The 22,321-nt window shown below is 69.4% G+C and carries 18 protein-coding genes and 1 pseudogene; 9 read left to right on the top strand and 10 right to left on the bottom strand.

Going from position 1 to position 22,321, the window contains the following annotated elements:
• Nucleotides 1-8 precede the first annotated feature (8 nt).
• Nucleotides 9-1,391: an alpha-amylase gene (locus IEY95_RS36735; protein ID WP_189190529.1), complete on the bottom strand. Its 1,383-nt coding sequence runs from the start codon at nucleotides 1,389-1,391 to the stop codon at nucleotides 9-11.
• A 365-nt stretch (nucleotides 1,392-1,756) separates the two neighbouring features.
• Between IEY95_RS36735 and IEY95_RS36740 the strand changes: the two genes are divergently transcribed.
• Entirely contained in the window at nucleotides 1,757-2,980 is a 1,224-nt protein-coding gene (locus tag IEY95_RS36740; RefSeq protein WP_189190530.1) for an RNA-guided endonuclease InsQ/TnpB family protein, read from the top strand.
• 128 nt (nucleotides 2,981-3,108) lie between these two features.
• Here the strand turns inward: IEY95_RS36740 and IEY95_RS50260 are convergent, their stop codons facing one another.
• The 5 genes from IEY95_RS50260 to IEY95_RS36760 all read right to left on the bottom strand — a co-directional run bounded on the left by IEY95_RS50260 (nucleotide 3,109) and on the right by IEY95_RS36760 (nucleotide 8,573).
• Entirely contained in the window at nucleotides 3,109-3,231 is a 123-nt protein-coding gene (locus IEY95_RS50260) for a hypothetical protein (protein WP_268240538.1), read from the bottom strand.
• A gap of 145 nt (nucleotides 3,232-3,376) precedes the next feature.
• Nucleotides 3,377-5,056 (bottom strand): glycoside hydrolase family 13 protein, encoded by a 1,680-nt coding sequence (locus IEY95_RS36745; protein WP_189190531.1) that lies wholly within the window; start codon nucleotides 5,054-5,056, stop codon nucleotides 3,377-3,379.
• Nucleotides 5,057-5,241: 185 nt separating this feature from the next.
• Nucleotides 5,242-6,162: a sugar ABC transporter permease gene (locus IEY95_RS36750; RefSeq protein ID WP_189190532.1), complete on the bottom strand. Its 921-nt coding sequence runs from the start codon at nucleotides 6,160-6,162 to the stop codon at nucleotides 5,242-5,244.
• A 13-nt stretch (nucleotides 6,163-6,175) separates the two neighbouring features.
• Nucleotides 6,176-7,180 (bottom strand): carbohydrate ABC transporter permease, encoded by a 1,005-nt coding sequence (locus tag IEY95_RS36755; RefSeq protein ID WP_189190533.1) that lies wholly within the window; start codon nucleotides 7,178-7,180, stop codon nucleotides 6,176-6,178.
• Between the two features lie 118 nt (nucleotides 7,181-7,298).
• Nucleotides 7,299-8,573 (bottom strand): extracellular solute-binding protein, encoded by a 1,275-nt coding sequence (locus IEY95_RS36760; protein ID WP_189190534.1) that lies wholly within the window; start codon nucleotides 8,571-8,573, stop codon nucleotides 7,299-7,301.
• A 467-nt stretch (nucleotides 8,574-9,040) separates the two neighbouring features.
• Here IEY95_RS36760 and IEY95_RS36765 point away from each other — a divergent pair, with 467 nt between their 5' ends.
• The 4 genes from IEY95_RS36765 to IEY95_RS36780 all read left to right on the top strand — a co-directional run bounded on the left by IEY95_RS36765 (nucleotide 9,041) and on the right by IEY95_RS36780 (nucleotide 11,990).
• Nucleotides 9,041-10,075 (top strand): LacI family DNA-binding transcriptional regulator, encoded by a 1,035-nt coding sequence (locus tag IEY95_RS36765; RefSeq protein WP_189190535.1) that lies wholly within the window; start codon nucleotides 9,041-9,043, stop codon nucleotides 10,073-10,075.
• 110 nt (nucleotides 10,076-10,185) lie between these two features.
• On the top strand, nucleotides 10,186-11,067 hold the full coding sequence (locus tag IEY95_RS36770) for a phosphatase PAP2 family protein (RefSeq protein ID WP_189190536.1): 882 nt from the start codon (nucleotides 10,186-10,188) through the stop codon (nucleotides 11,065-11,067).
• Between the two features lie 442 nt (nucleotides 11,068-11,509).
• Nucleotides 11,510-11,761: a DUF6400 family protein gene (locus IEY95_RS36775; protein ID WP_189190537.1), complete on the top strand. Its 252-nt coding sequence runs from the start codon at nucleotides 11,510-11,512 to the stop codon at nucleotides 11,759-11,761.
• Nucleotides 11,745-11,990 carry a hypothetical protein gene (locus IEY95_RS36780; protein ID WP_189190538.1) on the top strand — a complete coding sequence of 82 codons (246 nt, stop codon included), beginning with the start codon at nucleotides 11,745-11,747 and terminating at the stop codon, nucleotides 11,988-11,990. Before IEY95_RS36775 ends, IEY95_RS36780 begins: the two co-directional genes overlap by 17 nt.
• Before the next feature lie 80 nt (nucleotides 11,991-12,070).
• Here the strand turns inward: IEY95_RS36780 and IEY95_RS49565 are convergent.
• Both IEY95_RS49565 and IEY95_RS36790 read right to left on the bottom strand, forming a co-directional pair.
• Nucleotides 12,071-12,644 (bottom strand): annotated as a pseudogene (locus IEY95_RS49565) (amidohydrolase family protein); the annotation flags it as partial.
• Between the two features lie 169 nt (nucleotides 12,645-12,813).
• Nucleotides 12,814-13,710, bottom strand: coding sequence for a LysR family transcriptional regulator (locus tag IEY95_RS36790; RefSeq protein ID WP_189190540.1), 897 nt, complete (start codon nucleotides 13,708-13,710; stop codon nucleotides 12,814-12,816).
• Between the two features lie 101 nt (nucleotides 13,711-13,811).
• Between IEY95_RS36790 and IEY95_RS36795 the strand changes: the two genes are divergently transcribed.
• A complete protein-coding gene (locus IEY95_RS36795; protein WP_373294626.1) occupies nucleotides 13,812-14,714 on the top strand; it encodes a DMT family transporter in 903 nt (300 codons plus the stop codon).
• Nucleotides 14,715-14,778: 64 nt separating this feature from the next.
• Here the strand turns inward: IEY95_RS36795 and IEY95_RS36800 are convergent, their stop codons facing one another.
• The gene (locus IEY95_RS36800) at nucleotides 14,779-17,775 is read right to left on the bottom strand and encodes a bifunctional [glutamine synthetase] adenylyltransferase/[glutamine synthetase]-adenylyl-L-tyrosine phosphorylase (RefSeq protein ID WP_189190542.1); all 2,997 of its coding nucleotides are present in this window, start codon (nucleotides 17,773-17,775) and stop codon (nucleotides 14,779-14,781) included.
• Between the two features lie 158 nt (nucleotides 17,776-17,933).
• On the opposite strand from IEY95_RS36800, the gene IEY95_RS36805 reads away from it, so the two are divergent.
• On the top strand, nucleotides 17,934-18,446 hold the full coding sequence (locus IEY95_RS36805; RefSeq protein WP_189190543.1) for a pyridoxamine 5'-phosphate oxidase family protein: 513 nt from the start codon (nucleotides 17,934-17,936) through the stop codon (nucleotides 18,444-18,446).
• 30 nt (nucleotides 18,447-18,476) lie between these two features.
• Nucleotides 18,477-18,914: a VOC family protein gene (locus IEY95_RS36810; protein ID WP_189190544.1), complete on the top strand. Its 438-nt coding sequence runs from the start codon at nucleotides 18,477-18,479 to the stop codon at nucleotides 18,912-18,914.
• Between the two features lie 416 nt (nucleotides 18,915-19,330).
• Here the strand turns inward: IEY95_RS36810 and glnA2 are convergent, their stop codons facing one another.
• Nucleotides 19,331-20,692 (bottom strand): gamma-glutamylpolyamine synthetase GlnA2, encoded by a 1,362-nt coding sequence (gene glnA2, locus IEY95_RS36815; RefSeq protein ID WP_189190545.1) that lies wholly within the window; start codon nucleotides 20,690-20,692, stop codon nucleotides 19,331-19,333.
• Nucleotides 20,693-20,985: 293 nt separating this feature from the next.
• Between glnA2 and IEY95_RS36820 the strand changes: the two genes are divergently transcribed.
• Entirely contained in the window at nucleotides 20,986-22,173 is a 1,188-nt protein-coding gene (locus IEY95_RS36820; protein ID WP_189190546.1) for a globin domain-containing protein, read from the top strand.
• Nucleotides 22,174-22,321 lie beyond the last annotated feature (148 nt).

Here is a 22,321-nt window from a genome sequence, read left to right on the forward strand (position 1 = left end):
AAGGGCTTTCAGCAGCTGGACTTGCCCGCGTAGATCGCCAGCGCCGTGTTGGAGCCCAGCGTCGCCGTGAACTGGCCGGAGCTGTTCACCGTGACACTGGTGTTGTTCTGGACGTTGCAGTACGTCCCGGCGGCGAGCGAGGTGGTGTACGTCCTGGTCAGCGCGGAGGACTCGTGGTTGATGGCCACGAAGCCCTTGCTGCCGCGGCCGAAGGCGATGGCGTCGGCGCCGTCGTCCCACCAGTTGGTCATGGACTCGCCGCGGGTGGCGTTGCGGAAGGCGACCATCGACTTGATCTCCGGCCAGGCGTGCTGGCACTTCCAGCCGTCCTGCCAACAGGCGTTGACCGTACCGCCGTTGGGCGGGCCCGCGTCCGCGTCGGACCACTCGTAGCCGGAGTTGATGTCGGGCGCGCCGTAGGGGTAGGCGAGCATGAAGACGTTCGCGAGGGTGTAGTTCGCGCCGTCCTTGTAGTTGAGCGTCGAGCCGTTGCGCTCGGTGTCGTGGTTGTCGACGAAGACGCCCGCGACCGAGGTGCTCATGTACCCCCAGCCCTCGCCGTAGTTCTTCAGGTAGGCGAGGTTCTCGTTGTTGAAGACCCGTTTGAGGTCGTACGCGTACCGGAACTCCTGGACGTCGCCGTTGCCCGTGTACTCGGTCGGCTGGACGGCCTCGCCCGAGCCGTAGATCACCTCCTGCTTCCAGTACACGGAGGGATTGCTCAGCCGGGACTTGATGTTCGCGAGGTCGGCCGCCGGTATGTGCTTGGCCGCGTCGATGCGGAAGCCGTCGACGCCGTAGCCGAGCAGGGTGTTCATGTACCCGGCGATGGTCTTGCGGACGTACTCCTCGCCGGTGTCCAGGTCGGCGAGCCCGACGAGTTCACAGTTCTGGACGTTGGCGCGGTTGGTGTAGTCGCTGATCGTCGCCGTGCAGTCGTCCATGTCGTAGGACGAATACAGGCCCGGGTAGTTGTACTTCGTGTACGAAGAGCCGCCCGTGCCGGTGCCGGAACCGGCCGACATGTGGTTGATCACGGTGTCGGCCACGACCTTCACGCCCGCCGCGTGGCACGTGCTCACCATGTTCCGGAAGGCGGTGGCGTCGCCGAGCCGGCCGGCGATCCTGTAGCTCACCGGCTGGTACGAGGTCCACCACTGCGAGCCCTGTATGTGCTCGGCGGGCGGGGACACCTGGACATAGCCGTAACCGGCGGGGCCCAGCGTATTGGTGCATTCCTTGGCGACCGAGTCGAACTTCCACTCGAAGAGGACGGCGGTGACGTCCTTGGTGCCGGGAGGGGAGGCCGCTGCCGTGCCTGGGGGAACGGCCACCGAGACCGCCAGGCCCGCCGCGAGGGCGAACGAGGCGGCAAGCGATTTCCTTGCCATGTGAGTGCTCCTGCACTTCGTCGTGCGGGTGGGGGGATCGGAAAGTATCTCTTGCAACCAAGTTTCAGCAAGATGTCGAAAGAACTTTCAACTTCCTTATTGACGCGGCCCCTTCAGCAGTCCCACGCTCCACACGTGTCAGCCCCCATACATCCCATGCGAGTTGACCGATCCGGAGAGGAGCCGCACCACGATGCCCTTACGACGACGAAGAGTCACCAGACTGCTGGTGACCGCCGCGGCCGACGCGGAGCGTCACAGGGCCCGATCAGGCGAAGCCGGCCAACTCCTCCCCGCCCGGGGGAGTAGCGATCGTTCATACGTTCCCCCTGGCAGCGGGCAGCGCTCGTTCGTACGATCACCGCATGCAGCTTCGGTACGCCTTCAGGCTGTACCCAGAACCTGGCCAACGCCTCGCGCTGGCCAGGGCGTTCGGGTGCGCCCGCGTCGTGTACAACGATGCCGTGCGCGCCCGCGAGGACGCCCGAAGGGCGGGCGAGCCCTTCCCCACGGCGGGTGTGCTGTCCCAGAAGCTGATCACCCAGGCCAAGCAGACACCCGGGCGGTCCTGGCTGGGCGAGGTCTCCGCGGTCGTCCTCCAGCAGTCCCTGCGGGACGTGGAGGCCGCCTACCGCAACTTCTTCTCCTCCCGCAAAGGCACGCGCAACGGCCCGAAACTGGGGGCGCCCCGCTTCAAGTCCCGCAAGGATGCTCGGCAGTCGATCCGGTTCACCGCCAACGCACGCTGGTCCCTGACCCCGCAGGGCCGGCTGAACCTGCCGAAGATCGGCGAGGTACGGGTGACGTGGTCCCGTACCCTTCCGGCCGTGCCGTCCTCGGTGACCGTGATCAAGGACGCTGCCGGGCGGTACTTCGCCAGCTTCGTCATCGACAGCGACCCGGCGACCGACCTGGAGCGCATGCCCGACAACGACGCCTCGGTCGGTATCGACCTCGGCCTCACCCACTTCGCGGTCCTGTCCGACGGCACGAAGATCGACTCACCCCGGTTCCTGCGCCGGGCGGAGAAGAAGCTCAAGAAAGCCCAGCGGGAGCTGTCCCGCAAACAGAAGGGATCCAAGAACCGCAACAAGGCCCGCCTGAAGGTGGCCCGCGCGCACGCGCAGGTCGCCGACGCACGCCGCGAGTTCCACCACCAGCTCTCCACGAAGTTGATCCGCGAGAACCAAGCGGTCGCGGTGGAGGATCTGGCGGTCAAGGGCCTGGCGCGCACCAGACTGGCCAAGAGCATCCATGACGCGGGCTGGTCGAAGTTCGTGAACATGCTGGCGTACAAGGCCGCCCGGTACGGGCGCGCCTTCATCAAGATCGGACGGTTCGAGCCCACCAGCCGGGTGTGCTCCACCTGCGGCGCGAACAGCGGACCCAAAACCCTCGACGTACGCGAGTGGACCTGCACCGCCTGCGGGAGCGTCCACGACCGCGACCACAACGCCGCAATCAACGTCAAACATGCCGCCGGACTGGCGGTATCAGCCTGTGGAGCGCCGGTAGGACCAGAACCCGTTCTGGCACAGCGCGATGAAGCAGGAAGCCACGGAAGCCCGCCCGATGCCCGTGCCGCGTAGCGGCACAGCACCCAGCGAGCAGGCCAGAATCCTCGGGCTTCAGCCCGAGGAGCAAGTCAAAAGGACGGCGACACGGCAGTCCTCGCCAACATCTTCCAGCTGGCGCGCGGCTACGGCCGCCCGTCCGTCTACTCCGGCTGGACCTTCGGCCAGAGCGACGAGGCCCCGCCGAACTCGGCCGGCTTCGTCACCGACACCAACTGCGCGAGCGGCTGGTACTGCCTCGACCGCAACACCGCGATCTCCGGCATGATCGGCTGGCACAACGCGGCGACCGGCTCCTCCGTCGACAACAGCACCGGCTCGGGTGTCGGCTACAGCGTGACCGATACCTGGAAGTGACGCACACAGCGGTGCTCCGGTCCCCGCTGGACCGGAGCACCGCTCAGGCGTGCGTCAGGCCGTCCACCACACGGTCGTGTCGGCCGGCAGCTTCGCCTCACCGTCCTGCGACAGGGTCACCTCGCCGCTGGCGAGGAGCACACGGCCGTACGCCGGGACGGTCACCGCCTCGCCCCCGGTGTTCGCGGTGCAGACGAACTCCCCGCGGCGGAAGGCCAGCGCGCCCTCGGGCGCCTTCAGCCAGGTGACGGAGTCGCCCGCGCCGAGGTCGGCCTGCGCGCGCCGGACGGCGAGCGCGCTGCGGTACAGCTCCAGGGTCGAGCCCTCGGTCCCCGTCTGCGCCTCGACGCTCAGCTCGCCCCACTCCGCGGGCTGCGGCAGCCAGCTGCCCCCACTGCCGAAGCCGTACGAGGAGCCGGTACGGGTCCACGGGATCGGCACCCGGCAGCCGTCACGGAACCCGTCCTGGCCGGCGCCCCGGAAGTAGGCGGGGTCCTGGCGCACCTCGTCCGGCAGGTCCACGACGTCCGGCAGACCGAGCTCCTCGCCCTGGTAGAGGTAGGCGGAGCCGGGCAGCGCCAGCATCAGCAGGGTCGCCGCCCTGGCCCGGCGCAGCCCCAGCTCCCGGTCGCCCGCGGTGCGGATCTGGGTGCCGAGTCCGGCCTCGTTGGCGAAGCGCGTGGCGTGCCGGGTCACGTCGTGGTTGGACAGCACCCAGGTGGAGGGGGCGCCCACCGGCCGCATCGCGTCGAGGGTGCGGTCGACGACGGAGCGCAGTTCGTCCGCGTCCCAATGGGTGCCCAGGTACTGGAAGTTGAAGGCCTGGTGCAGCTCGTCGGGGCGCACGTAGTTGGCGGTGCGCTCGATGGTGGGCGTCCACGCCTCGGCGACGAAGATGCGCTCGCCGGAGTACTCGTCGAGGATCGTGCGCCACTGCCGGTAGACCTCGTGCACACCGTCCTGGTCGAAGAACGGCATGACATCGTTGCCCAGCAGTTTCAGCTGGTCGTGGCCGCCGAGGTCCGGCAGGCCCTCCGCCTTCACCAGGCCGTGCGCCACGTCGATACGGAAACCGTCGACGCCCATGTCGAGCCAGAACCGCAGGATCGAGCGGAACTCGTCGCCGACGGCCGGGTGGTCCCAGTTGAAGTCGGGCTGCTCGGGCGCGAAGAGGTGCAGGTACCACTCGCCGGGGGTGCCGTCCGGCTCGGTCACGCGCGTCCAGGCCGGGCCGCCGAAGATGGACTCCCAGTCGTTGGGCGGCAGTTCACCGTTCTTCCCCTTGCCGGGACGGAAGTGGTAGCGCTCCCGCAGCGGCGAACCGGGGCCTTCGCGCAGGGCCCGCTTGAACCACTCGTGCTGGTCGGACGAGTGGTTGGGCACCAGGTCGACGATGATCCGCAGATCCAGTCCGTGGGCGTCGCGGATGAGGGCGTCGGCGTCCATGAGGTTGCCGAACATGGGGTCGACGGCCCGGTAGTCCGCCACGTCGTAGCCGGCGTCGGCCTGCGGCGAGGCGTAGAAGGGGCTGAGCCACACGGCGTCCACGCCGAGGTCGCGCAGATACGGGAGTCGGGAACGTACGCCCTCCAGGTCGCCCATGCCGTCGCCGTTGCTGTCGGCGAAGCTGCGCGGATAGACCTGGTAGATCACCGCGTCGCGCCACCAGTCGCGGTGGCCGGCGACGGTGGCGAGAGCGGAGTTCGGGGCCTGGTCGGCGGAGTGCTGGCTCATGGCGTCCTTGATGCGATGGGGGTCCCCCGCTCGGGCGAAGCCGGAGGTGGGGGAGGAATTCGGGTCATAGCTGCGTCTGGGGGCGGGGGGATGAGGCGGCCGCGGTGCCGGCGGGGTCGGATGGGCACCGCGGCCGCCACCCGCGCACGTCGAGCGCGCGGGAGCCTTCGGGCGACGGGGGCGGATCAGCCCTTCGTGCCGCCCGCGGTGAGGCCGGTCACCAGGTTTTTCTGGACAAGGTAGAAGAACGCGGAGACGGGAATCGCGACCAGCACCGCCGTGGCGGCCATCAGGTTGCGCTGCGCGTCGTGCTCGCTGATGAAGCTCTGCAGGCCGACGGCGAAGGTGTACTTCGAGTCGTCCAGCATGAACGTGGAGGCGAAGGCGACCTCACCGAAGGCGGTGATGAAGTTGTAGAACGCGGCGACCGCCAGGCCCGGCTTGGCGAGCGGCAGGATCAGTCGCACGAAGGTGCCGAAGGGGGTCAGCCCGTCGACGCGGCCCGCCTCGTCGATCTCGAACGGGATCGTGTCGAAGTAGCCCTTGAGCAGCCAGGCGCTGTACGGCACCGCGGTGGAGCAGTAGACGAGGATGAGACCGAGGTAGCTGTCGATGAGCTGCAGGTCCGAGAGGATCTGGTACATCGGCACGATGAGCACGGCTATCGGGAACATCTGGGTGACCAGGAGCACCCACATGAACTTCTTGTAGCCGGGGAAGCGCATGCGGGAGACCGCGTAGCCGGTCGTGGCGGCGACCATCACACCGACGACCGTCGTGCCCAGCGAGACGATCAGCGAGCTCTTCATCCAGTCGAAGAAGCTCGTGTGCTGCAGCACGAACGAGTAGTTGTCGAACGTCATCTTGTCCCAGATGCCCCCCGGGTGGAGGTAGTCGTCCTTGTCCGGACCGAGGGACAGGAAGACCAGCCAGGCGATCGGGAACAGCGCGATCAGGCTCGCGACGATCAGGATGCCGTGGGAGGCGAGGGATCCGCCGAGGCTGCGCCGGCCGCGGCGGCGGGCCGGGCCGCGCGACAGGGAGGCGAGAGCCTGGGGGCTCGCCGGGCTGTCGGCCTTGATCTCGGGGGGCGTTGCGGTGCTCATGGGGGCTCCTGCCTCAGATCGCGAGCTGCTGCTCATTGCGGTTCAGCCAGCGGCGGTAGAAGGAGGTGAAGACGATCAGGATGGCCAGCAGCAGCATGCCGTAGGCCGCGGACTGCGCGAAGTCGCGTGGCTGTTGGCCGAAGCCCAGGTAGTAGGCCCAGGTGACGAGGATCTGCGCGTCCGGGGCGGTGTTGCCGAACAGCAGGAAGATGACGGCGAACTGGTTGAAGGTCCAGATGATGCCGAGGAGGACGACGGTGGAGCTGACCGACCTCAGACCCGGCAGGGTGACGTACCGGAACTGCTGCCAGGCGTTCGCGCCGTCCATCTCGGCGGCCTCGTACAGCGTGGCGTCGATGGACTGCAGTCCGCCGAGCAGCGAGACCATCATGAACGGCACACCGCACCAGGTGTTGACCATGATCGCGGCGAACCGCTGCCAGAAGGTGTCCTCCAGCCACAGCGGCGACGGCAGATGCACCGCGTCGAGCATGGAGTTGATGATGCCGCCGTCGGCGAGCATGAAGCGCCAGCCGAAGACGGTGACGAAGGTCGGCACCGCCCACGGCAGGACCAGGATGAGGCGGTAGAAGGTCCGGCCGCGCAGCTTCTGGTTGAGCAGCAGAGCGAGACCGAGGCCGATGCAGTAGTGCAGGGCGACACAGAGCGCCGTCCACACGATCGTCCAGATGAAGTGCGACCAGAAGCGGTCGTACGAGGTCGGGCCCCACAGGATGTCTTTGTAGTTGTCGAGCCCGATGAACTTGTAGGTGGCGTCGATGTGGTTGACGCCGATCGTGCGGGCCGAGTTGAGGCTGTTGGCGTCCGTGAACGTCAGGTAGAAGCCCCGCACCAGGGGATAGAGCACCAACCCGCCGAGTACGACGACGACCGGGGCGATCATCGCGTACGCGTACCAGTACTTCTGGTACGAGTGCTTCAGACGCTGCAGCCGGCCGGGGCGCGGCGCTCGGTCACCGCGGCGCTTGCCGGTCGCTCGGTCGATGGCGACTGTCATGGTTCGACACCTTCTGGAAGATCTACAGCACTACGGAGTGGCTGGGTCGGTGCTGGCACAGGCCGATGGCCGCCGGATCCGTCCCCCCAATGACAGGCGGATCCGACGGCCACACGGACTACTTGCTGAAGTCCGGGACCAGCTTGGCGATCGCGAGTTCCACGTTGCTCAAGCCCTTGTCCAGGGACTCCTTGCCACCCGCGATCTTCGGCAGCTCGGTGTCGAGCGGGCCCCACAGCGAGCTGTATTCGGGCAGCGCCGGGCGCGGCTGGGCGGCGGCGAGCACGCCCTGGTAGCCGGCGATGCCGGGGTCGGCCTTGACCTGGGCGGTGTAGGCGTCGTCACGCGTCGGCAGCGTGGAGTTCTTCAGGGCGATGGTCTCCTGGGACTTCGCCGAGGTCATGAACTTCACGAACTTCAGCGAGGCCTCCTGGTGCGCCTTGTCCGAGCCCGCGTACACCGAGAGGTTGTGACCGCCGGTCGGGGCGCCCGCCTTGCCGGTGGAGCCGGCCGGGACGGTGGCGATGCCGAGGTTGGTCTTGTCCTTGAAGGCCGAGCCCTTGTAGAAGTTGGTGATCTCCCACGGGCCCTGGACGATCGCGGCGACCTTGCCGTTGACGAACGCGTCCTGGATGTGGGCGTACGCGTCGGCGGTGGTGTCGGCCTTGTGCAGGCCCTTGCCGGAGAACAGACCCTGCCAGGTCCCGTACGCCTTCTGCGCGGCGGCCGAGTTCACCGTGATCTTCTTGGCGGTGGCGTCGACCGTGTCGGTGCCCTCGCCGTAGAGGAAGGACTGCGCGTAGTACGCCTGGGTGGAGCCCCAGTAGCCGTCGACGCCGGTCTTCTTCTTGATCGTCGCGGCGGCGGTCTTCAGGTCGGCCCAGGTCTTCGGGGCCTCGCTGATGCCGGCCTTCTTGAACAGCGCCTTGTTGTAGACGAGGGCGAGGGTGTCGGTGACCAGCGGCACACCGTACGTCTTGCCCTCGAACTTGGCCTGCTCGATCAGGCTGGGCTGGAACTTCGCCTGGTCCGCGAGGGCCTCGGTGCCGTCCAGCGGCAGCAAGTAGCTCTTCTTCGCGAATGCCGGGGTCCAGCCGACCTCCGAGCGCAGGATGTCCGGGGCGCCCTTGGAGCCGGCGGCCGTGTCGAACTTGTTCTGCGCCTGGTCGAAGGGCACGTTGACGTACTTGACCTTGATGTTCGGGTTGGCCTTCTCGAACTCCTTGGCCAGGGCCTTGTACGTCGGCGCCTCATTGGTGGCGTTGGAGGTGTCCCACCACGTGATGGTGAGGGGGCCGTCCGACTTGTCGCTGCCGCTGTCACTGCCGCCGCAGGCCGTCGCTGCGAGGGCGAGGGACGCCACCAGCGCAGTGGCCGCTATGCCACGCCGCATGAGATCTCCTTGAGGGTGAAAGCCCGAGTGGTGGGGGCAGCGGTCCCGCCCGCTCCCCTTGCCGACTTGCCGACTGCGCCGTTGCGTCCGCCGGGCGACGTGAACGTAACAGCGTTGAAAGCGCGGCGAAAGACCTTGCAGCAAAAAAGTGCAAGGACTGCCGAGAGTTACCCGCCCGTGACCTCTCTCCGGTGATCCATAAGCCCTGCTAAAAGGCTGCTCAGCAGAGTGGGGGCCGCCTGTGCAAGACTCTGCAAGCTCTTGCCATAGACGGCGCATACGGGGATCATCGCCCCGTCAGCGCCTTGCAGGAGCCACCCCTTCCCGCGGCGCACGCACGGGACGCCGAGCCGACCAGAACACGAGGGAGCGCGATGACGCAGCAGCCCGGAGCGGGCCGACCAATCGCCCGCACACGGCGTCTGGTTGGTGGGCAGGGGGAGGGCCGGCCGGTACAGTCCAACCCTGTGACCACACGGCTTGCCGACATCGCAGCCCAGGCGGGGGTCAGCGAGGCGACTGTCAGCCGCGTCCTGAACGGGAAGCCGGGCGTCGCCGCGACCACCCGCCAGTCCGTCCTGGCCGCACTCGACGTGCTGGGCTACGAGCGCCCCGTCCGTCTGCGCCAGCGCAGCGAGGGCCTGGTGGGCCTGATAACCCCGGAGCTGGAGAACCCGATATTCCCTGCCCTCGCGCAGGTCATCGGCCAGGCGCTGACCCGGCAGGGCTACACGCCGGTCCTCGCCACCCAGACCCCGGGCGGCTCCACCGAGGACGAGCTGACCGAGATGCTGGTGGACCGGGGGGTCGCCGGGATCATCTTCGTCTCCGGCCTCCATGCCGACACCTCGGCGGACATGCAGCGTTACGACCAGCTGCGTGCCCAGGGTGTCCCCTTCGTCCTCGTCGACGGCTTCTCACCGAAGGTGCAGGCGCCGTTCATCTCGCCCGACGACCGTGCGGCGATGGCCCTCGCGGTCACCCACCTCGTCTCGCTCGGGCACACCCACATCGGACTCGCCCTGGGGCCCAAGCGGTTCGTGCCCGTGCAGCGCAAGATCGAGGGCTTTGTGCGCACGATGCAGGAGCAGCTGGGCCTGAGCCCCGCCGACATCGAGGAGCGACTGGTCCAGCACTCGCTGTACACGCTGGAGGGCGGTCAGGCGGCGGCGACCGCCCTCATGGACCGTGACTGCACCGCGATCGTCTGCGCCAGCGACATGATGGCCCTCGGTGCGATAAGGGCGGCGCGCCAGCGCGGCCTGGAGGTCCCGAAGGACATCTCGGTGGTCGGCTTCGACGACTCCCCGCTCATCGCCTTCACCGACCCACCGCTCACGACCATCCGCAAGCCGGTCCCGGCGATGGGACAGGCCGCGGTGCGTACGTTGCTGGAGGAGATCGGCGGGACCCCGGCACCCCACAGTGAATTCGTGTTCATGCCGGAGCTGGTGGTGCGTGGTTCGACCGCTTCTGCCCCTGGGGACCGGAATCGTCCCTGAGAAGGAGCAAGCAGGGCACTCACAGGACTCCTCCCGGCGTAGAACATGCGACGAGGACCCAACCAAGGGATGATCTGTCGGGGAACGCTTTTCTGGCAGACTCTGTCCCTATGGGTGAGACGACCGTGACGACACTGGAAGGCCAGGAGCAGGGCGCTCCACAGCCCGTCGCGGAGCAGGGGGCGGGGGTCGCGGAGCAGGGGGCGGGGAAGGACGTGCTGCGTCGCCTGCGGGCCCCGCGTCGCCCCCGCTTCTGGTTCGAGATCCTGCTCATCGCGGTGAGTTACTGGACCTACTCGCTGATTCGGAACGCCGTGCCGGAACAGAAGCACGAGGCGCTGCGCAACGCGGACTGGATCTGGCGGACCGAGCACCACCTCGGGATCGCCGTCGAGGAGTCGGTCAACCACACCGTCAATTCGGTGACATGGCTGATCATCGGGATGAACTACTACTACGCGACGCTGCACTTCGTGGTGACGCTGGGCGTCCTGGTGTGGCTGTACCGAAGCCACCCCGGCCGTTACGCGGCCACGCGGCTCGCCCTCTTCGCCACCACCGCGGTCGCCCTGCTCGGCTACTACTTCTTCCCCCTGGCACCGCCCCGCCTGATGAACGGCGGCCACTTCGTCGACACGGTCGTCGTCCACCAGACCTGGGGCTCCATGGCCTCCGGCGACCTGAAACACATGTCGAACCAGTACGCCGCGATGCCCTCGATGCACATCGGCTGGTCCCTGTGGTGCGGCCTGACGATCTTCGCGCTGGCGTCGGCGCCGTGGGCCCGGATTCTGGGCCTCCTCTACCCGGCGACCACCCTGATCGTCATCGTCGCCACCGCCAACCATTTCTGGCTCGACGCGGTGGGCGGCATGCTGTGCCTGACCTTCGGCTTCCTGGTGGCGCGGCTCTGGTTCGGCTCCCTGCCGTACGCGCTGCCGCGCCGGGTACCGGGGACGCGGGGGGCGCCTTTGCTGCCGGTGAAGGCCTGAGCAGAGGCTTCGGCCTCCTTCGGCACCGCCGGAGACCTTCGGCACCGCCGGAGACCGCCGTGGTGGCTGAGCGCCATCGCGGGCCGGAATGCGCGTGCAGGGACCGTTGATGTGCCGGACCGCGGGGCCTCTGCGGACGCCCGTGCCGACGGATCCGCCCTGCCGGAGGCCCTGGCGGCCTCACCTCTCCAGGCGGCTGGGCCCAGCCCCCCTGTGGGGCAGGCCATGAAATACGTCACAGTGCCGTGAGCGGACCGTATCGGCGTTCAGGGCTTGGTACCGACAACGGCCCATCCCTGTCGGCCGATCCGAGGGTGCCCTGTCCAAGGGCCGGGTGGAGCGTCGCCCGGGCCGTCCCGGGGCGGCTTGGGCCCCCCTTCCCCGCCGCTGTGGGCACCTGGTAGAGATGGTCGGGTTCTGCCAGCACGTCGGAAGTCGCGTCATGAACCAGGACAACGCCACCGGCCCCATACCCTTCACGATCGACCTGACCTTCGAGGAAGCCCGGCGACGGGCCGAGGTCGTCGCCGCGCTCGGGCCCGACTGGGACCCGGTGGCCGTCCTCCGAGGCGAGGACGAGGCGTACGCCCTCCTCTACTCGGGCCTGGACGCCGAGCAACAGCGCACCTACGACCTGCTGGTGGCGGCGGGTGTCCTGCCGGGCGAGGAGCCGGGCCGTGCGGCTGCCCATTGATCCACAGGCGGACATCGCCCGTCGCGCCTGGGTGGCCTGCCCCGTCTGCGACGACGCCCGCCATTGCGCGACCTGCGCCGACCGCCGCAACTGCGGCGAGCACTGGAGCTATCTCATCTCCAACAACGGGCCGGTCGTCCACCTCCAGTGCCCGCAATGCACGCACATGTGGTCACTGAACACCCGGCCCGGCATTCCCCGCCCCGGCGGGGGCACCCCCTACTCCTGACGAACACCCGTAACTCCTGACGAACCCCCGTATTCCTGACGAATCGGGCCGCCCATGCTGTCCGGGGGTGTCGAGCGGGCTCAGGCCTCGCGATGGGCGGCGAATCCACCGGTCACGGTGAGACGTACCGGGGCCTGCGCAGCCGAAGGCCGTGAGATCCGCCCGGCACCCGGGCGGATACGCCCCGCCCGAAGAGCCTCGCCGGCGGCGACGGCCGCATGCGTCGTGCCAGTCGGATCCCAGGGCGACCACCGCACCGGCGTCGCGCAGGTCCCGGGTGCGCCAGGCGCGGCCGCCCCGCTCGGGCCCGAGCCGCCGTGACCACTCGTCGCCGTGGTCGTCCCGCGTGTACGCGGTGTGCGGCGGCTGCATCGAGGCGATGACCCCGAGGTGCGCGAAGCGCGAGAGGGTGCCGTCGGGGGCGGTCTCCACGTGCTCGATCCGGTGCGCGAACCGCCCCCCGGCCCCGAGCCCCTCCACCGTGTCGAGAACGTGCCGTACGGCCGCGTCCCCGATCGCGTGCGTGGCCGTACGGACCCCGGCCGCGTGCAGCTGCCGTACGGCGGCGGTGTACGCGGCGGGGTCGGGCCAGAAGGCCGCCGTGCCCTGCCCGTGGCAGTCGGCGTGCTCCAGCCAGGCCGTACCGCCCTCCACGACGAGGTGGGAACTCCCGGACGACACGACGACGCCACGCCTCGCGGCGGCCCTGGCCGCGGTGGGCGAGGGCCGTGCGGACCGGGCGTTCGAACTGGCGCTGGACGGATTCATGGCCCATGCGCGGGCCCCGCAGGCGGCGTAGGCGAAACAGGGGCGGTCGACCGAGCTAGCGCTCCTCCTGGGCCACATCCCGCAGCGCCTTCAACAGCCCTCGCAGGGCGGGCTGGTCAGGAGCCGTCTCCCGCACGGCCGCGTAGATGGCCCGCACCGGCTCAGGCGCACGCACCTTCCGCACCACGACATCCGGGTGCCGACCCCCCAGCCCGAGCAAAGGAATCAGACTCACCCCGAGCCCCGCCGCGACGAACCCCTGGGCCGTGACGTAATCCTCGCTCTGCACCGCGAAGTCGGGCCTGAACCCGGCCGCCGCACAGGCATCGAGCTGAGCGGCCAGGCACGGCCCGGGCCACTCGCTCCCCACCCAGGGCTCCTCCGCGAGATCGCCGAGATCGAGCGTCCGCTTCCCGGCCAGCCGATGCCCCTTGGGCAGAACGGCCCGATACGGATCATCGAGAAGACGCACGAGCCGTACGCCTTCGGGTGCGGGGTCGCGCGGCCGCACGACGAGCGCCAGATCGGCCCGCCCCTCCTTGACGTCCGGCAGCGGATCCGCGGGATCGATCAGCTTCAACTCGACCTGCACGCCCGGGTATTCGGCCCGGAACCGTGCGATGGCCGGAGCCACCAACGATGCCCCGGCCGTGGCGAAGTACCGCACGGCGAGCCGCCCCGTACGCCCGGAGAGGAGATCGGCAAGAGCGGTCTGGGCCTCGGCGACCTGCCGTCCGATGACATCCGCGTACTCGGTGAGCAGCAGCCCCGCCGGGGTGGGCCGCACCCCGCGCCCGAACCGCTCCAGCAGCGCGGCGCCCGCCTCCCGCTCCAGCGCCGCGATCTGCTGACTGACGGCGGACGGCGTGTACCCGAGGTGGGCCGCGGCGGCGGTGACCGATCCGCTGCTCACCACAGCACTCAGGACCTGCATCCGCCGCACATCAAGCATGTAGACCAGCTTAACAGTGCATGCAGCACCTTGAACTTGTCCTCACAAGTTCCATCCTGGACCGTGGACCCATGCCACGATCCCTCAGCTCATCCTTTCGCATGGCCGCGCTGGCCCTCCTCTGGGGCTCGGGCTTCCTCTGGATCAAGCTGGCCCTGAACCACGGCCTGTCCCCCGCGTACCTCACGGTCACCCGCTGTGCCCTCGGCACAGCGGTCCTGCTCGTCCTGGCCCGCTCGGCAGGCCAGCGCCTCCCCCGAACCCGCACCCTCTGGGGCCACTTGGCCGTCGCGGCCCTCTTCTGCAACGCGATCCCCTTCGCACTCTTCGCCCTGGGCGAGCAGACGGTCGACTCCGGCCTCGCGGGCGTCCTGAACGCGACGACCCCGCTCTGGTCCCTCCTCATCGGAGTCCTCCTGGGCACCGACCGCGCCCTGCGCCCCCTCCGCCTCACCGGCCTCCTGCTGGGCTTCGCCGGCGTCCTCCTGATCTTCGCCCCGTGGCGCCACGGAGATCTCGCCGGCTGGGGCACCCTGGCCCTCCTGGCCGCGGCGGCCAGCTATGCGATCGCCTTCGCCTACATGGCCCGCCACCTCACCGCCCACGGCGCCCCCCTGGCCGTATCAGCGGCCCAACTCCTCACCGCCACAGCCTGGAGCACCCTGGCCCTCCCCACCGCGGGCCCACTCCACAAGGTCGACGCGACGGCCCTCGTGGCGGTCACCGTCCTCGGCGTCTTCGCCACGGGCATCACCTTCTACCTCAACTACCGCATGATCGCCGAAGAGGGTCCCACCAGCGCGGCGACAGTCGGCTACCTGCTCCCCGTCGTCTCCGTGGCCCTGGGCGCGCTGGTCCTCGACGAGCACCTGGGCCTACGCGTCATGGCGGGCATGGCGGTGGTCCTCACCGGAGTGGCGATGTCACGCAAGAAGCCGCACGCCGTGGCCACCAGCCCTCAACCACCCGCACCCGCCGCACCCGCACCCGCGAACGCACGGTAGAGGCCAGGTAGAGGCCGTGCCCGACCCCCCACCGCCCCGCAGGCGAACCGCACCCCCGGAGGCCTCACGCCCCGTAGAAGAGCTCCTCGACAACGGCCCGAGCCCGACGCGTCGTACGCCGGTAGTCATCGAGCATGTCCCCGACATGCCCCGGCCCATATCCCAAGTACCGTCCCACCGCGGCAAGTTCACGCCCGCCCGAGGGGAAGGTGTCCCCCGCCCGCCCGCGCACGAGCATCACCGCGTTGCGCACCCGTGTGGCCAGCACCCACGCCTCGTCCAGTATCGCCGCGTCCTCTGTGGACAGGAGCTCCGCGGCACAGGCGGCGGCGAGCGCGGCCCGCGTCCGAGTGGTCCGCAGCCCCGGCTCCACCCACCCCTGCTGCAGCTGCAGCAACTGCACGGTCCACTCCACGTCGGACAGCCCACCTCGTCCGAGCTTGGTGTGCAGCGTGGGATCCGCCCCCCGCGGCAACCGCTCGGACTCCATCCGCGCCTTCAGCCGCCGGATCTCCCGGACGGCCTCATCCCCGAGCCCCTCCGCCGGATACCGCAACGGATCGACCAACTCGATGAACCGGCGCCCCAAATCGTCGTCCCCCGCCACGACTTCGGCCCGCAGCAGAGCCTGCGACTCCCACACCAGCGACCAGCGCCGGTAGTACGCCTCATAGGACTTCAACGTCCGTACGAGCGGTCCGGACTTCCCCTCGGGCCGCAAATCCGCGTCGATCAACAGCGGCGGATCCGTACTGGGGATCTGCAGCAGCCGCCGCATCTCGGACACCACCGCGTTCGCGGCCCGAGCGGCCTCCTGCTCGTCCACCCCGTCCCGAGGCTCATGCACGAACAGCACATCCGCGTCGGACCCGTAACCGAGCTCGTGCCCGCCGAACCGTCCCATCCCGATGATGGTGAACCGGGTGGGGAGCGTCTCCCCCCACCCGTCCCGCACCACGGCCCGCAGGGTCCCCGCGAGCGTCGCCGCCGTCAGATCGGAAACGGCACCCCCCACCAGGTCCACCAGCGCACCCTGGTCGGCGACAGCCGGCGTCTCCTCGGTGCCGTAGGAGGCGACGATGTCCGCCGCGGCCGTACGGAACAGCTCCCGCCGCCGCACCCCACGCGCCGCGGTGACCGCCTGCTCACCCCCGGTCGCGCGCCCCACGGCCGCGAGGATCTCCTGCTCCAGGTGGGCCCTGGACCTCGGCTCGAGCCCACCACCGTCCCCGTCCCCGAGCAGCGCCACCGCTTCCGGCGCACGCATCAGCAAGTCAGGAGCGAGCCGCCCCGCCGACAGCACCCGCGCAAGGTTCTCGGCCGCGGCGCCCTCGTCCCTCAACAGCCGCAGATACCAAGGGGTCTTGCCCAGCGCATCCGACACCTTCCGAAAGTTCAACAACCCGGCATCGGGATCGGCGGAGTCCGCGAACCACCCCAACAACACGGGCAGCAAGGTCCGTTGGATCGCGGCCTTGCGCGTGACACCGGAGGCCAGCGCCTCCAGATGCCGCAGCGCCGCGGCCGGATCGGCGTACCCGAGCGCGACGAGCCGTTCCCGAGCCGCGTCGGGACTCAACCGGGCCTCACCGGGAGCGAGTTGGGCAACGGCATCGAGCAGCGGCCGGTAGAACAACTTCTCGTGCAGCCGCCGCACCACGGCCGCATGCCGCTTCCACTCACGGTTCAGCTCGACGACAGGATCGGACCGCAACCCCAGCGACCGCCCGATGCGCCGCAGATCGGCTTCGTTCTCCGGCACGAGATGCGTACGCCTCAGCCGGTACAGCTGGATCCGATGCTCCATGGACCGCAGAAACCGGTACGCCGCGTCGAGCTGGACGGCATCGGCGCGCCCCACATACCCACCCGCGGCCAGCGCCTTCAGGGCGTCGAGCGTGGTTCCGCTGCGCAGCGACGTATCGGCACGCGCGTGCACCAACTGGAGCAGCTGCACGGCGAATTCGACATCTCTCAGTCCGCCCGGCCCGAGTTTCAGCTCACGCTCGATCTGGGTGGCAGGGATGTTCTCGACGACCCGCCGGCGCATCTTCTGCACATCGGCGACGAAGTTGTCGCGCTCGGCGGCATGCCACACCAGGGGCGCCAGCGTGGCCACGTACTCCTCGCCGAGCTCGATGTCACCGGCCACGGGCCGGGCCTTGAGCAGCGCCTGGAACTCCCAGGTCTTGGCCCACCGCTGGTAATAGGCGAGATGGCTGCTCAACGTCCGCACCAGCGGCCCGTTCCGCCCCTCGGGCCGCAGGTTGGCGTCCACCGGCCAGATGCTGCCCTCGATGGTCGTCTCGGAGCAGATCCGCATCATGTGAGAGGCCAGCCGGGTCGCGGCCTGAACGGCCTTCCCCTCATCGGCCCCGTCGACGGCCTCGCCCACGAAGATCACATCGACGTCGGACACGTAATTGAGCTCGTGGCCCCCGCACTTGCCCATCGCGATCACCGCGAGCCGGCACAGCGCGGCGTCCTCGGGCGCGGCGGTCCGGGCGATCGCGAGCGCGGCACGCAGGGTCGCGGTGGCGAGGTCGGCGAGCTCGGCGGCGGTCTGGGCGAGATCGGTGGTGCCGCACACGTCGCGCGCGGCGATGGACAGCAGGCAGCGCCGGTAGGCGACACGCAGCGAGACCGGATCGGTCGCCCCGGCCAGCCCCCGCTCGAACTCGGCCACCCCGGGGTGCAGGTCCTGCGGCTCGTACGTCACGAGCGCCTGCCAGTCGCTCGGGTGCCGTGCGAGATGGTCGGCGAGCGCGGCGGAGGCGCCGAGAACGCCGAGCAGCCGGTCCCGCAGCGGCTTCGCCGCGATCAGCGTGTCGAGGAGCTCCCGCTGGGCCGTGTGCCCGTCGTGCGCCTCGACGAGCCGGACGAGACCGTGCAGCGCCAGATCCGGATCGGCGGTCGCGCCCAGCGCGTCCAGGAGCACAGGATCGGACCGTACGGGCTCCAGCTCGGCGCTCTCCAGGAGGCGCTCGGCGGCCGAGGGATCGGTGAAGCCGTGCCGCAGCAGCCGCGAAAAGGTACTGCTTCTGCGCCCCGGCGCCGTCATCCTCGGCCTCCTGTCGGATCAAGGTCGTACGTACTTGAGCGTAACCGCAGTCCCTGAGAGAAGCGCCGGGGCGGGCGGCCACGCCCGGAACCGATGACTTCCGCCGGTGTGCACGGTCTCCCCTACGGCGGGACCATGTCGATCGAGGAGGAGACCACATGTCCGGCACGCAACCGCAGACGGATCTCGACCCGCGCTACGGCAGCCCCGGGGCGACCGCGACCCCCTGGCCGGAGGCCCTGGCCCGACTGAAGGCGGCCGAGCTGTACTGGCTGTCGACGGTGCGGCCGGACGGCCGGCCGCATGTGACGCCGCTCCTCGGTGTCTGGCAGGACGGGGCGCTGCACTTCACGACGGGCGCGCGGGAGCGGAAGGCGCTGAACCTCGCCGGGAATCCGCACGTCGTGCTGACCACGGGGACCAACACGTGGGCGAAGGGCTACGACCTGGTCGTCGAGGGTGAGGCGGTGCGGGTGACCGACGACGCCCGGCTGCGCGATCTGGCCAAGGCGTGGGAGGAGAAGTACGGCGCCGAGTGGCACTTCGACGTAAGCAAGGGCGCGTTCCAGGGGCAGGAAGGGCCCTCCTTTGTCTTCACCGTGGCGCCGCGGACCGCTTTCGGCTTCGGTAAGGGGGAGCCGTTCAGCCAGACCCGATGGCGGTTCCAGTGAGGCGCTTCCGCGCGACAAAGGAGTCACCCAATGGACATGACCCTCGAAGTGATCCTTCTGCCGGTCTCCGACGTGAACCGGGCGAAGGAGTTCTACCGGGACAAGGTCGGCTTCCACGTCGACCTGGACGGTGAGGTGATGGAGGGGGTGCGGATCGTGCAGCTGACGCCGCCCGGTTCCGGGTGTTCCATCGCCCTCGTGGACGGGCTCCAGGTCCCGACAGGTACGCCGCAACCGGGGACGTACCACGGGATGCAGCTGTGCGTCACCGATGCCAAGGCGGCGTACGAGGAGCTCACGGCCCGGGGGCTCGACGTCAGCGAGCCGGTGGAGTTCGCGCCGCAGGACGGAGCCACGTTCATGTATTTCAAGGACCCGGACGGGAACGGATGGGCGATCCAGGAGTACCGCCGGCGGGCCACCGAGCCGCTGCACCAGCTGCTGAGCACCCTGGCCGCCCAGCAGTAGTTCGCCCTCTCTTCATCCCTCCGGTTGGGGGACGTGCGGCGCGGAATGTTGGCATGTGCATGCCCTGTCCGCGCCGCCACCCTTCGACTCGAAGCCGGCCCTCTACACGGTCCCGTCCGAGGGCACGGGAAGGCGTGGCCGCACCGGGATTCCGGCCGCTGGCTGGGGCTCGCCATGGGACAGGGAGACAAGGAGTTGCCGCTCGAACTGCTCGCGGCGGTGGGCCAGACCCTTGCGCTTGAACCGAGCGCGTCCGGTCGGCCATGAGCGGAGCCGGATGATGGCTGCTGCCACAGTGACCGTTCCGCGCCTGACGGCCCACAGACGGCCCAGGGCGCGTGAGGCAGCCGCGGGGCCTGCGGTCGACGACCGCAGGCCCCGTTTGCCGATCAGGAGAATGTGGCGCTGACCTGCGCCTACAGCACCGGCAGGTTCTTCCGCAGCTCGAACGCCGTCACCTCGGAGCGGTACTCCTCCCACTCCGACTTCTTGTTGCGCAGGAAGAAGTCGAAGACGTGCTCGCCGAGGGTCTCGGCGACCAGTTCGCTGCGCTGCATGAGGGCCAGGGCCTCGCCGAGGTTCTGGGGCAGGGGCTCGATGCCCATCGCCCGGCGCTCGCCGTCGGAGAGGGCCCAGACGTCGTCGTCGGCGCCGGGCGGGAGCTCGTAGCCCTCCTCGATGCCCTTGAGGCCCGCGGCCAGCAGCAGCGCGTACGCCAGGTAGGGGTTCGCGCCCGAGTCGATGGAGCGGACCTCGACGCGCGCGGAGCCGGTCTTGCCGGGCTTGTACATCGGGACGCGGACGAGGGCGGAACGGTTGTTGTGGCCCCAGCAGATGTACGAGGGGGCCTCGCCGCCGGCTCCCGCGGTGCGCTCCGAGCCGCCCCAGATGCGCTTGTAGGAGTTGACCCACTGGTTGGTGACGGCGGAGATCTCCGCCGCGTGCTTCAGCAGGCCCGCGATGAAGGAGCGGCCGACCTTGGAGAGCTGGTACTCCGAGCCGGACTCGTAGAAGGCGTTGCGGTCACCCTCGAAGAGGGAGAGGTGCGTGTGCATGCCGCTGCCCGGGTGCTCCGAGAAGGGCTTGGGCATGAACGTCGCCTGGACGCCCTGCTCCAGCGCCACCTGCTTCATGACCAGGCGGAACGTCATGATGTTGTCCGCCGTGGAGAGCGCGTCGGCGTAGCGGAGGTCGATCTCCTGCTGGCCGGGGGCGCCCTCGTGGTGGGAGAACTCGACCGAGATGCCCATCGACTCCAGCATGGTGATCGCCTGGCGGCGGAAGTCCATGCCCACGTTCTGCGGGGTGTGGTCGAAGTAGCCGGAGTTGTCGGCGGGGGTGGGCCGCGAACCGTCCAGCGGGCGGTCCTTCAGCAGGAAGAACTCGATCTCAGGGTGGGTGTAGAAGGTGAAGCCCAGGTCGGAGGTCTTCGCGAGGGCGCGCTTGAGGACGTAGCGCGGGTCCGCGAAGGACGGGGAGCCGTCGGGCATCAGGATGTCGCAGAACATCCGGGCCGTGCCGGGGGCCTCGGCGCGCCACGGCAGCACCTGGAAGGTGGACGGATCCGGCTTGGCGATCATGTCGGACTCGTAGACCCGGGCGAAGCCCTCGATCGCGGAGCCGTCGAAGCCGATGCCCTCGTCGAAGGCCTGTTCCAGCTCGGCCGGGGCCACGGCCACCGACTTGAGGAAGCCGAGTACGTCCGTGAACCACAGGCGTACGAACCGGATGTCCCGCTCCTCCAGTGTTCGGAGCACGAACTCCTGCTGCTTGTCCATCTTCCGCTTCCACCCATCCTTGCTGGTCAGGCCGCCTGCTCCCACGCCTCGTAGACGATCGGGGCACCTGAGCATCCCACCACAACACCATTTCATGCGCGTTGCGGACCTTGATCGCCCAGGCGATCGCGGTCTGAACGCCTCGCGTACGGCAGGTGTCCAACTCTGACGCCCATCTTGCCTGCTGAGCCGCTCATCCGTAACAGCCGATCGCCTCGGCCTCCCCTCCCCTTTTAATTTGCATCTCAGATGCAAGTTTTACTACTGTGCGCAACGGACGAGAGGAGTCCCCGATGCTGTCCGAGCAGTCCGCCGCCACCGTGCGCGCCACCCTTCCCGCCGTCGCCGGAGCCATCGACGAGATCACCGAGCGCTTCTACGAAGGGCTGTTCACCGCCCACCCCGAGCTGCTGCGCGATCTCTTCAACCGCGGCAACCAGGCCGCCGGCACCCAGCGGCGCGCCCTGGCCGGTTCGATCGCCGCCTTCGCCACGTATCTCGTGGACCGCCCGGACGAGCGCCCCGACGCGATGCTCCAGCGCATCGCCCACAAGCACGCCTCCCTGGGGATCGCGCCCGAGCAGTACGAGGTCGTCCACGAGCACCTCTTCGCGGCGATCGCCGAGATACTCGGCGACGCGGTCACCCCCGAGGTCGCGGCCGCCTGGACCGAGGTCTACTGGCTGATGGCGAACGCCCTCATCGCCATCGAGCGGCGGCTGTACGAGGGGCGGGGCGGCGGCGGATGGCGGGAGTGGGAGGTCGTCGAACGCGTCGAGGAGACCGCCGACGTCGCCACCTTCTGGCTGCGCCCTGCCGACGGCACACCGGTGCCCGACTTCCGGCCGGGACAGTACGTCTCGGTCCAGGTCGAACTGCCGGACGGCGCCCGCCAGATACGCCAGTACAGCCTCTCCGGCGCACCCGGTTCATCCGCCCACCGGATCAGCGTGAAGCGAGTGCACGGGGACGCCGCGCCCGACGGCGAGGTGTCGAACCACCTCCACGCGCGCATGGAGGTGGGCAACAGGCTCCGGCTCTCCGACCCGTACGGCGATCTGGTACTGGACGCCGACGAGGCGCCGCTCCTCCTCGCCTCCGCCGGGATCGGCGTCACCCCCATGATCGCGATGCTGGAGCAGCTGGCGGTCACCGGACACCGCGGCCCGGTCACCGTCGTCCACGCGGACCGCTCCCCGGCCGAGCACGCGCTGCGGGCCGACCACGAGGCGTACGCCGGCAAGCTCCCGGACGCGGCCGTCCACTTCTGGTACGAGCGCCCGGAGCCGGGCCACCCGGCCGACCGCACGGGCCTGGTCGATCTCTCCGCGATGGCGATCACGTCGGGCACGCGCGCGTACCTGTGCGGTCCGCTGCCCTTCATGCGGGCGGTACGAACACAGCTCATCGGCAAGGGCGTGGCCGCCGCCGACATCCACTACGAGGTGTTCGGGCCCGACCTCTGGCTCGCCCAGGACTGAGCCGAGCACGGCTGAGTCGAGCACGGCCGAGCCGACCACCGCCGGGAGATCCCGGTCCGTATAGCAGGGCCTGGAGATCAAGTCCCGGAGATCAGGGCCCGAGAGCAAGACCCGGAGAGCAGGGCCGGAGAGCAGGACCCGGAGATCA

It is taken from the genome of Streptomyces albiflavescens (genome assembly GCF_014645835.1).
GTDB lineage: Bacteria > Actinomycetota > Actinomycetes > Streptomycetales > Streptomycetaceae > Streptomyces > Streptomyces albiflavescens.

Bases quoted from the DNA above. Each gene is read 5' to 3' on its own strand.
- IEY95_RS36790 (WP_189190540.1), bottom strand. From the start codon at position 13,710: ATGCTTGATGTGCGGCGGATGCAGGTCCTGAGTGCTGTGGTGAGCAGC.
- IEY95_RS36750 (WP_189190532.1), bottom strand. From the start codon at position 6,162: ATGAGCACCGCAACGCCCCCCGAGATCAAGGCCGACAGCCCGGCGAGC.
- IEY95_RS36770 (WP_189190536.1), top strand. From the start codon at position 10,186: ATGGGTGAGACGACCGTGACGACACTGGAAGGCCAGGAGCAGGGCGCT.
- IEY95_RS36800 (WP_189190542.1), bottom strand. From the start codon at position 17,775: ATGACGGCGCCGGGGCGCAGAAGCAGTACCTTTTCGCGGCTGCTGCGG.
- IEY95_RS36760 (WP_189190534.1), bottom strand. From the start codon at position 8,573: ATGCGGCGTGGCATAGCGGCCACTGCGCTGGTGGCGTCCCTCGCCCTC.
- IEY95_RS36805 (WP_189190543.1), top strand. From the start codon at position 17,934: ATGTCCGGCACGCAACCGCAGACGGATCTCGACCCGCGCTACGGCAGC.
- IEY95_RS36775 (WP_189190537.1), top strand. From the start codon at position 11,510: ATGAACCAGGACAACGCCACCGGCCCCATACCCTTCACGATCGACCTG.
- IEY95_RS50260 (WP_268240538.1), bottom strand. From the start codon at position 3,231: ATGCCGGAGATCGCGGTGTTGCGGTCGAGGCAGTACCAGCCGCTCGCG.
- IEY95_RS36755 (WP_189190533.1), bottom strand. From the start codon at position 7,180: ATGACAGTCGCCATCGACCGAGCGACCGGCAAGCGCCGCGGTGACCGA.
- IEY95_RS36735 (WP_189190529.1), bottom strand. From the start codon at position 1,391: ATGGCAAGGAAATCGCTTGCCGCCTCGTTCGCCCTCGCGGCGGGCCTG.
- IEY95_RS36810 (WP_189190544.1), top strand. From the start codon at position 18,477: ATGGACATGACCCTCGAAGTGATCCTTCTGCCGGTCTCCGACGTGAAC.
- IEY95_RS36795 (WP_373294626.1), top strand. From the start codon at position 13,812: ATGGCCGCGCTGGCCCTCCTCTGGGGCTCGGGCTTCCTCTGGATCAAG.
- IEY95_RS36820 (WP_189190546.1), top strand. From the start codon at position 20,986: ATGCTGTCCGAGCAGTCCGCCGCCACCGTGCGCGCCACCCTTCCCGCC.
- IEY95_RS36745 (WP_189190531.1), bottom strand. From the start codon at position 5,056: ATGAGCCAGCACTCCGCCGACCAGGCCCCGAACTCCGCTCTCGCCACC.
- IEY95_RS36740 (WP_189190530.1), top strand. From the start codon at position 1,757: ATGCAGCTTCGGTACGCCTTCAGGCTGTACCCAGAACCTGGCCAACGC.
- glnA2 (WP_189190545.1), bottom strand. From the start codon at position 20,692: ATGGACAAGCAGCAGGAGTTCGTGCTCCGAACACTGGAGGAGCGGGAC.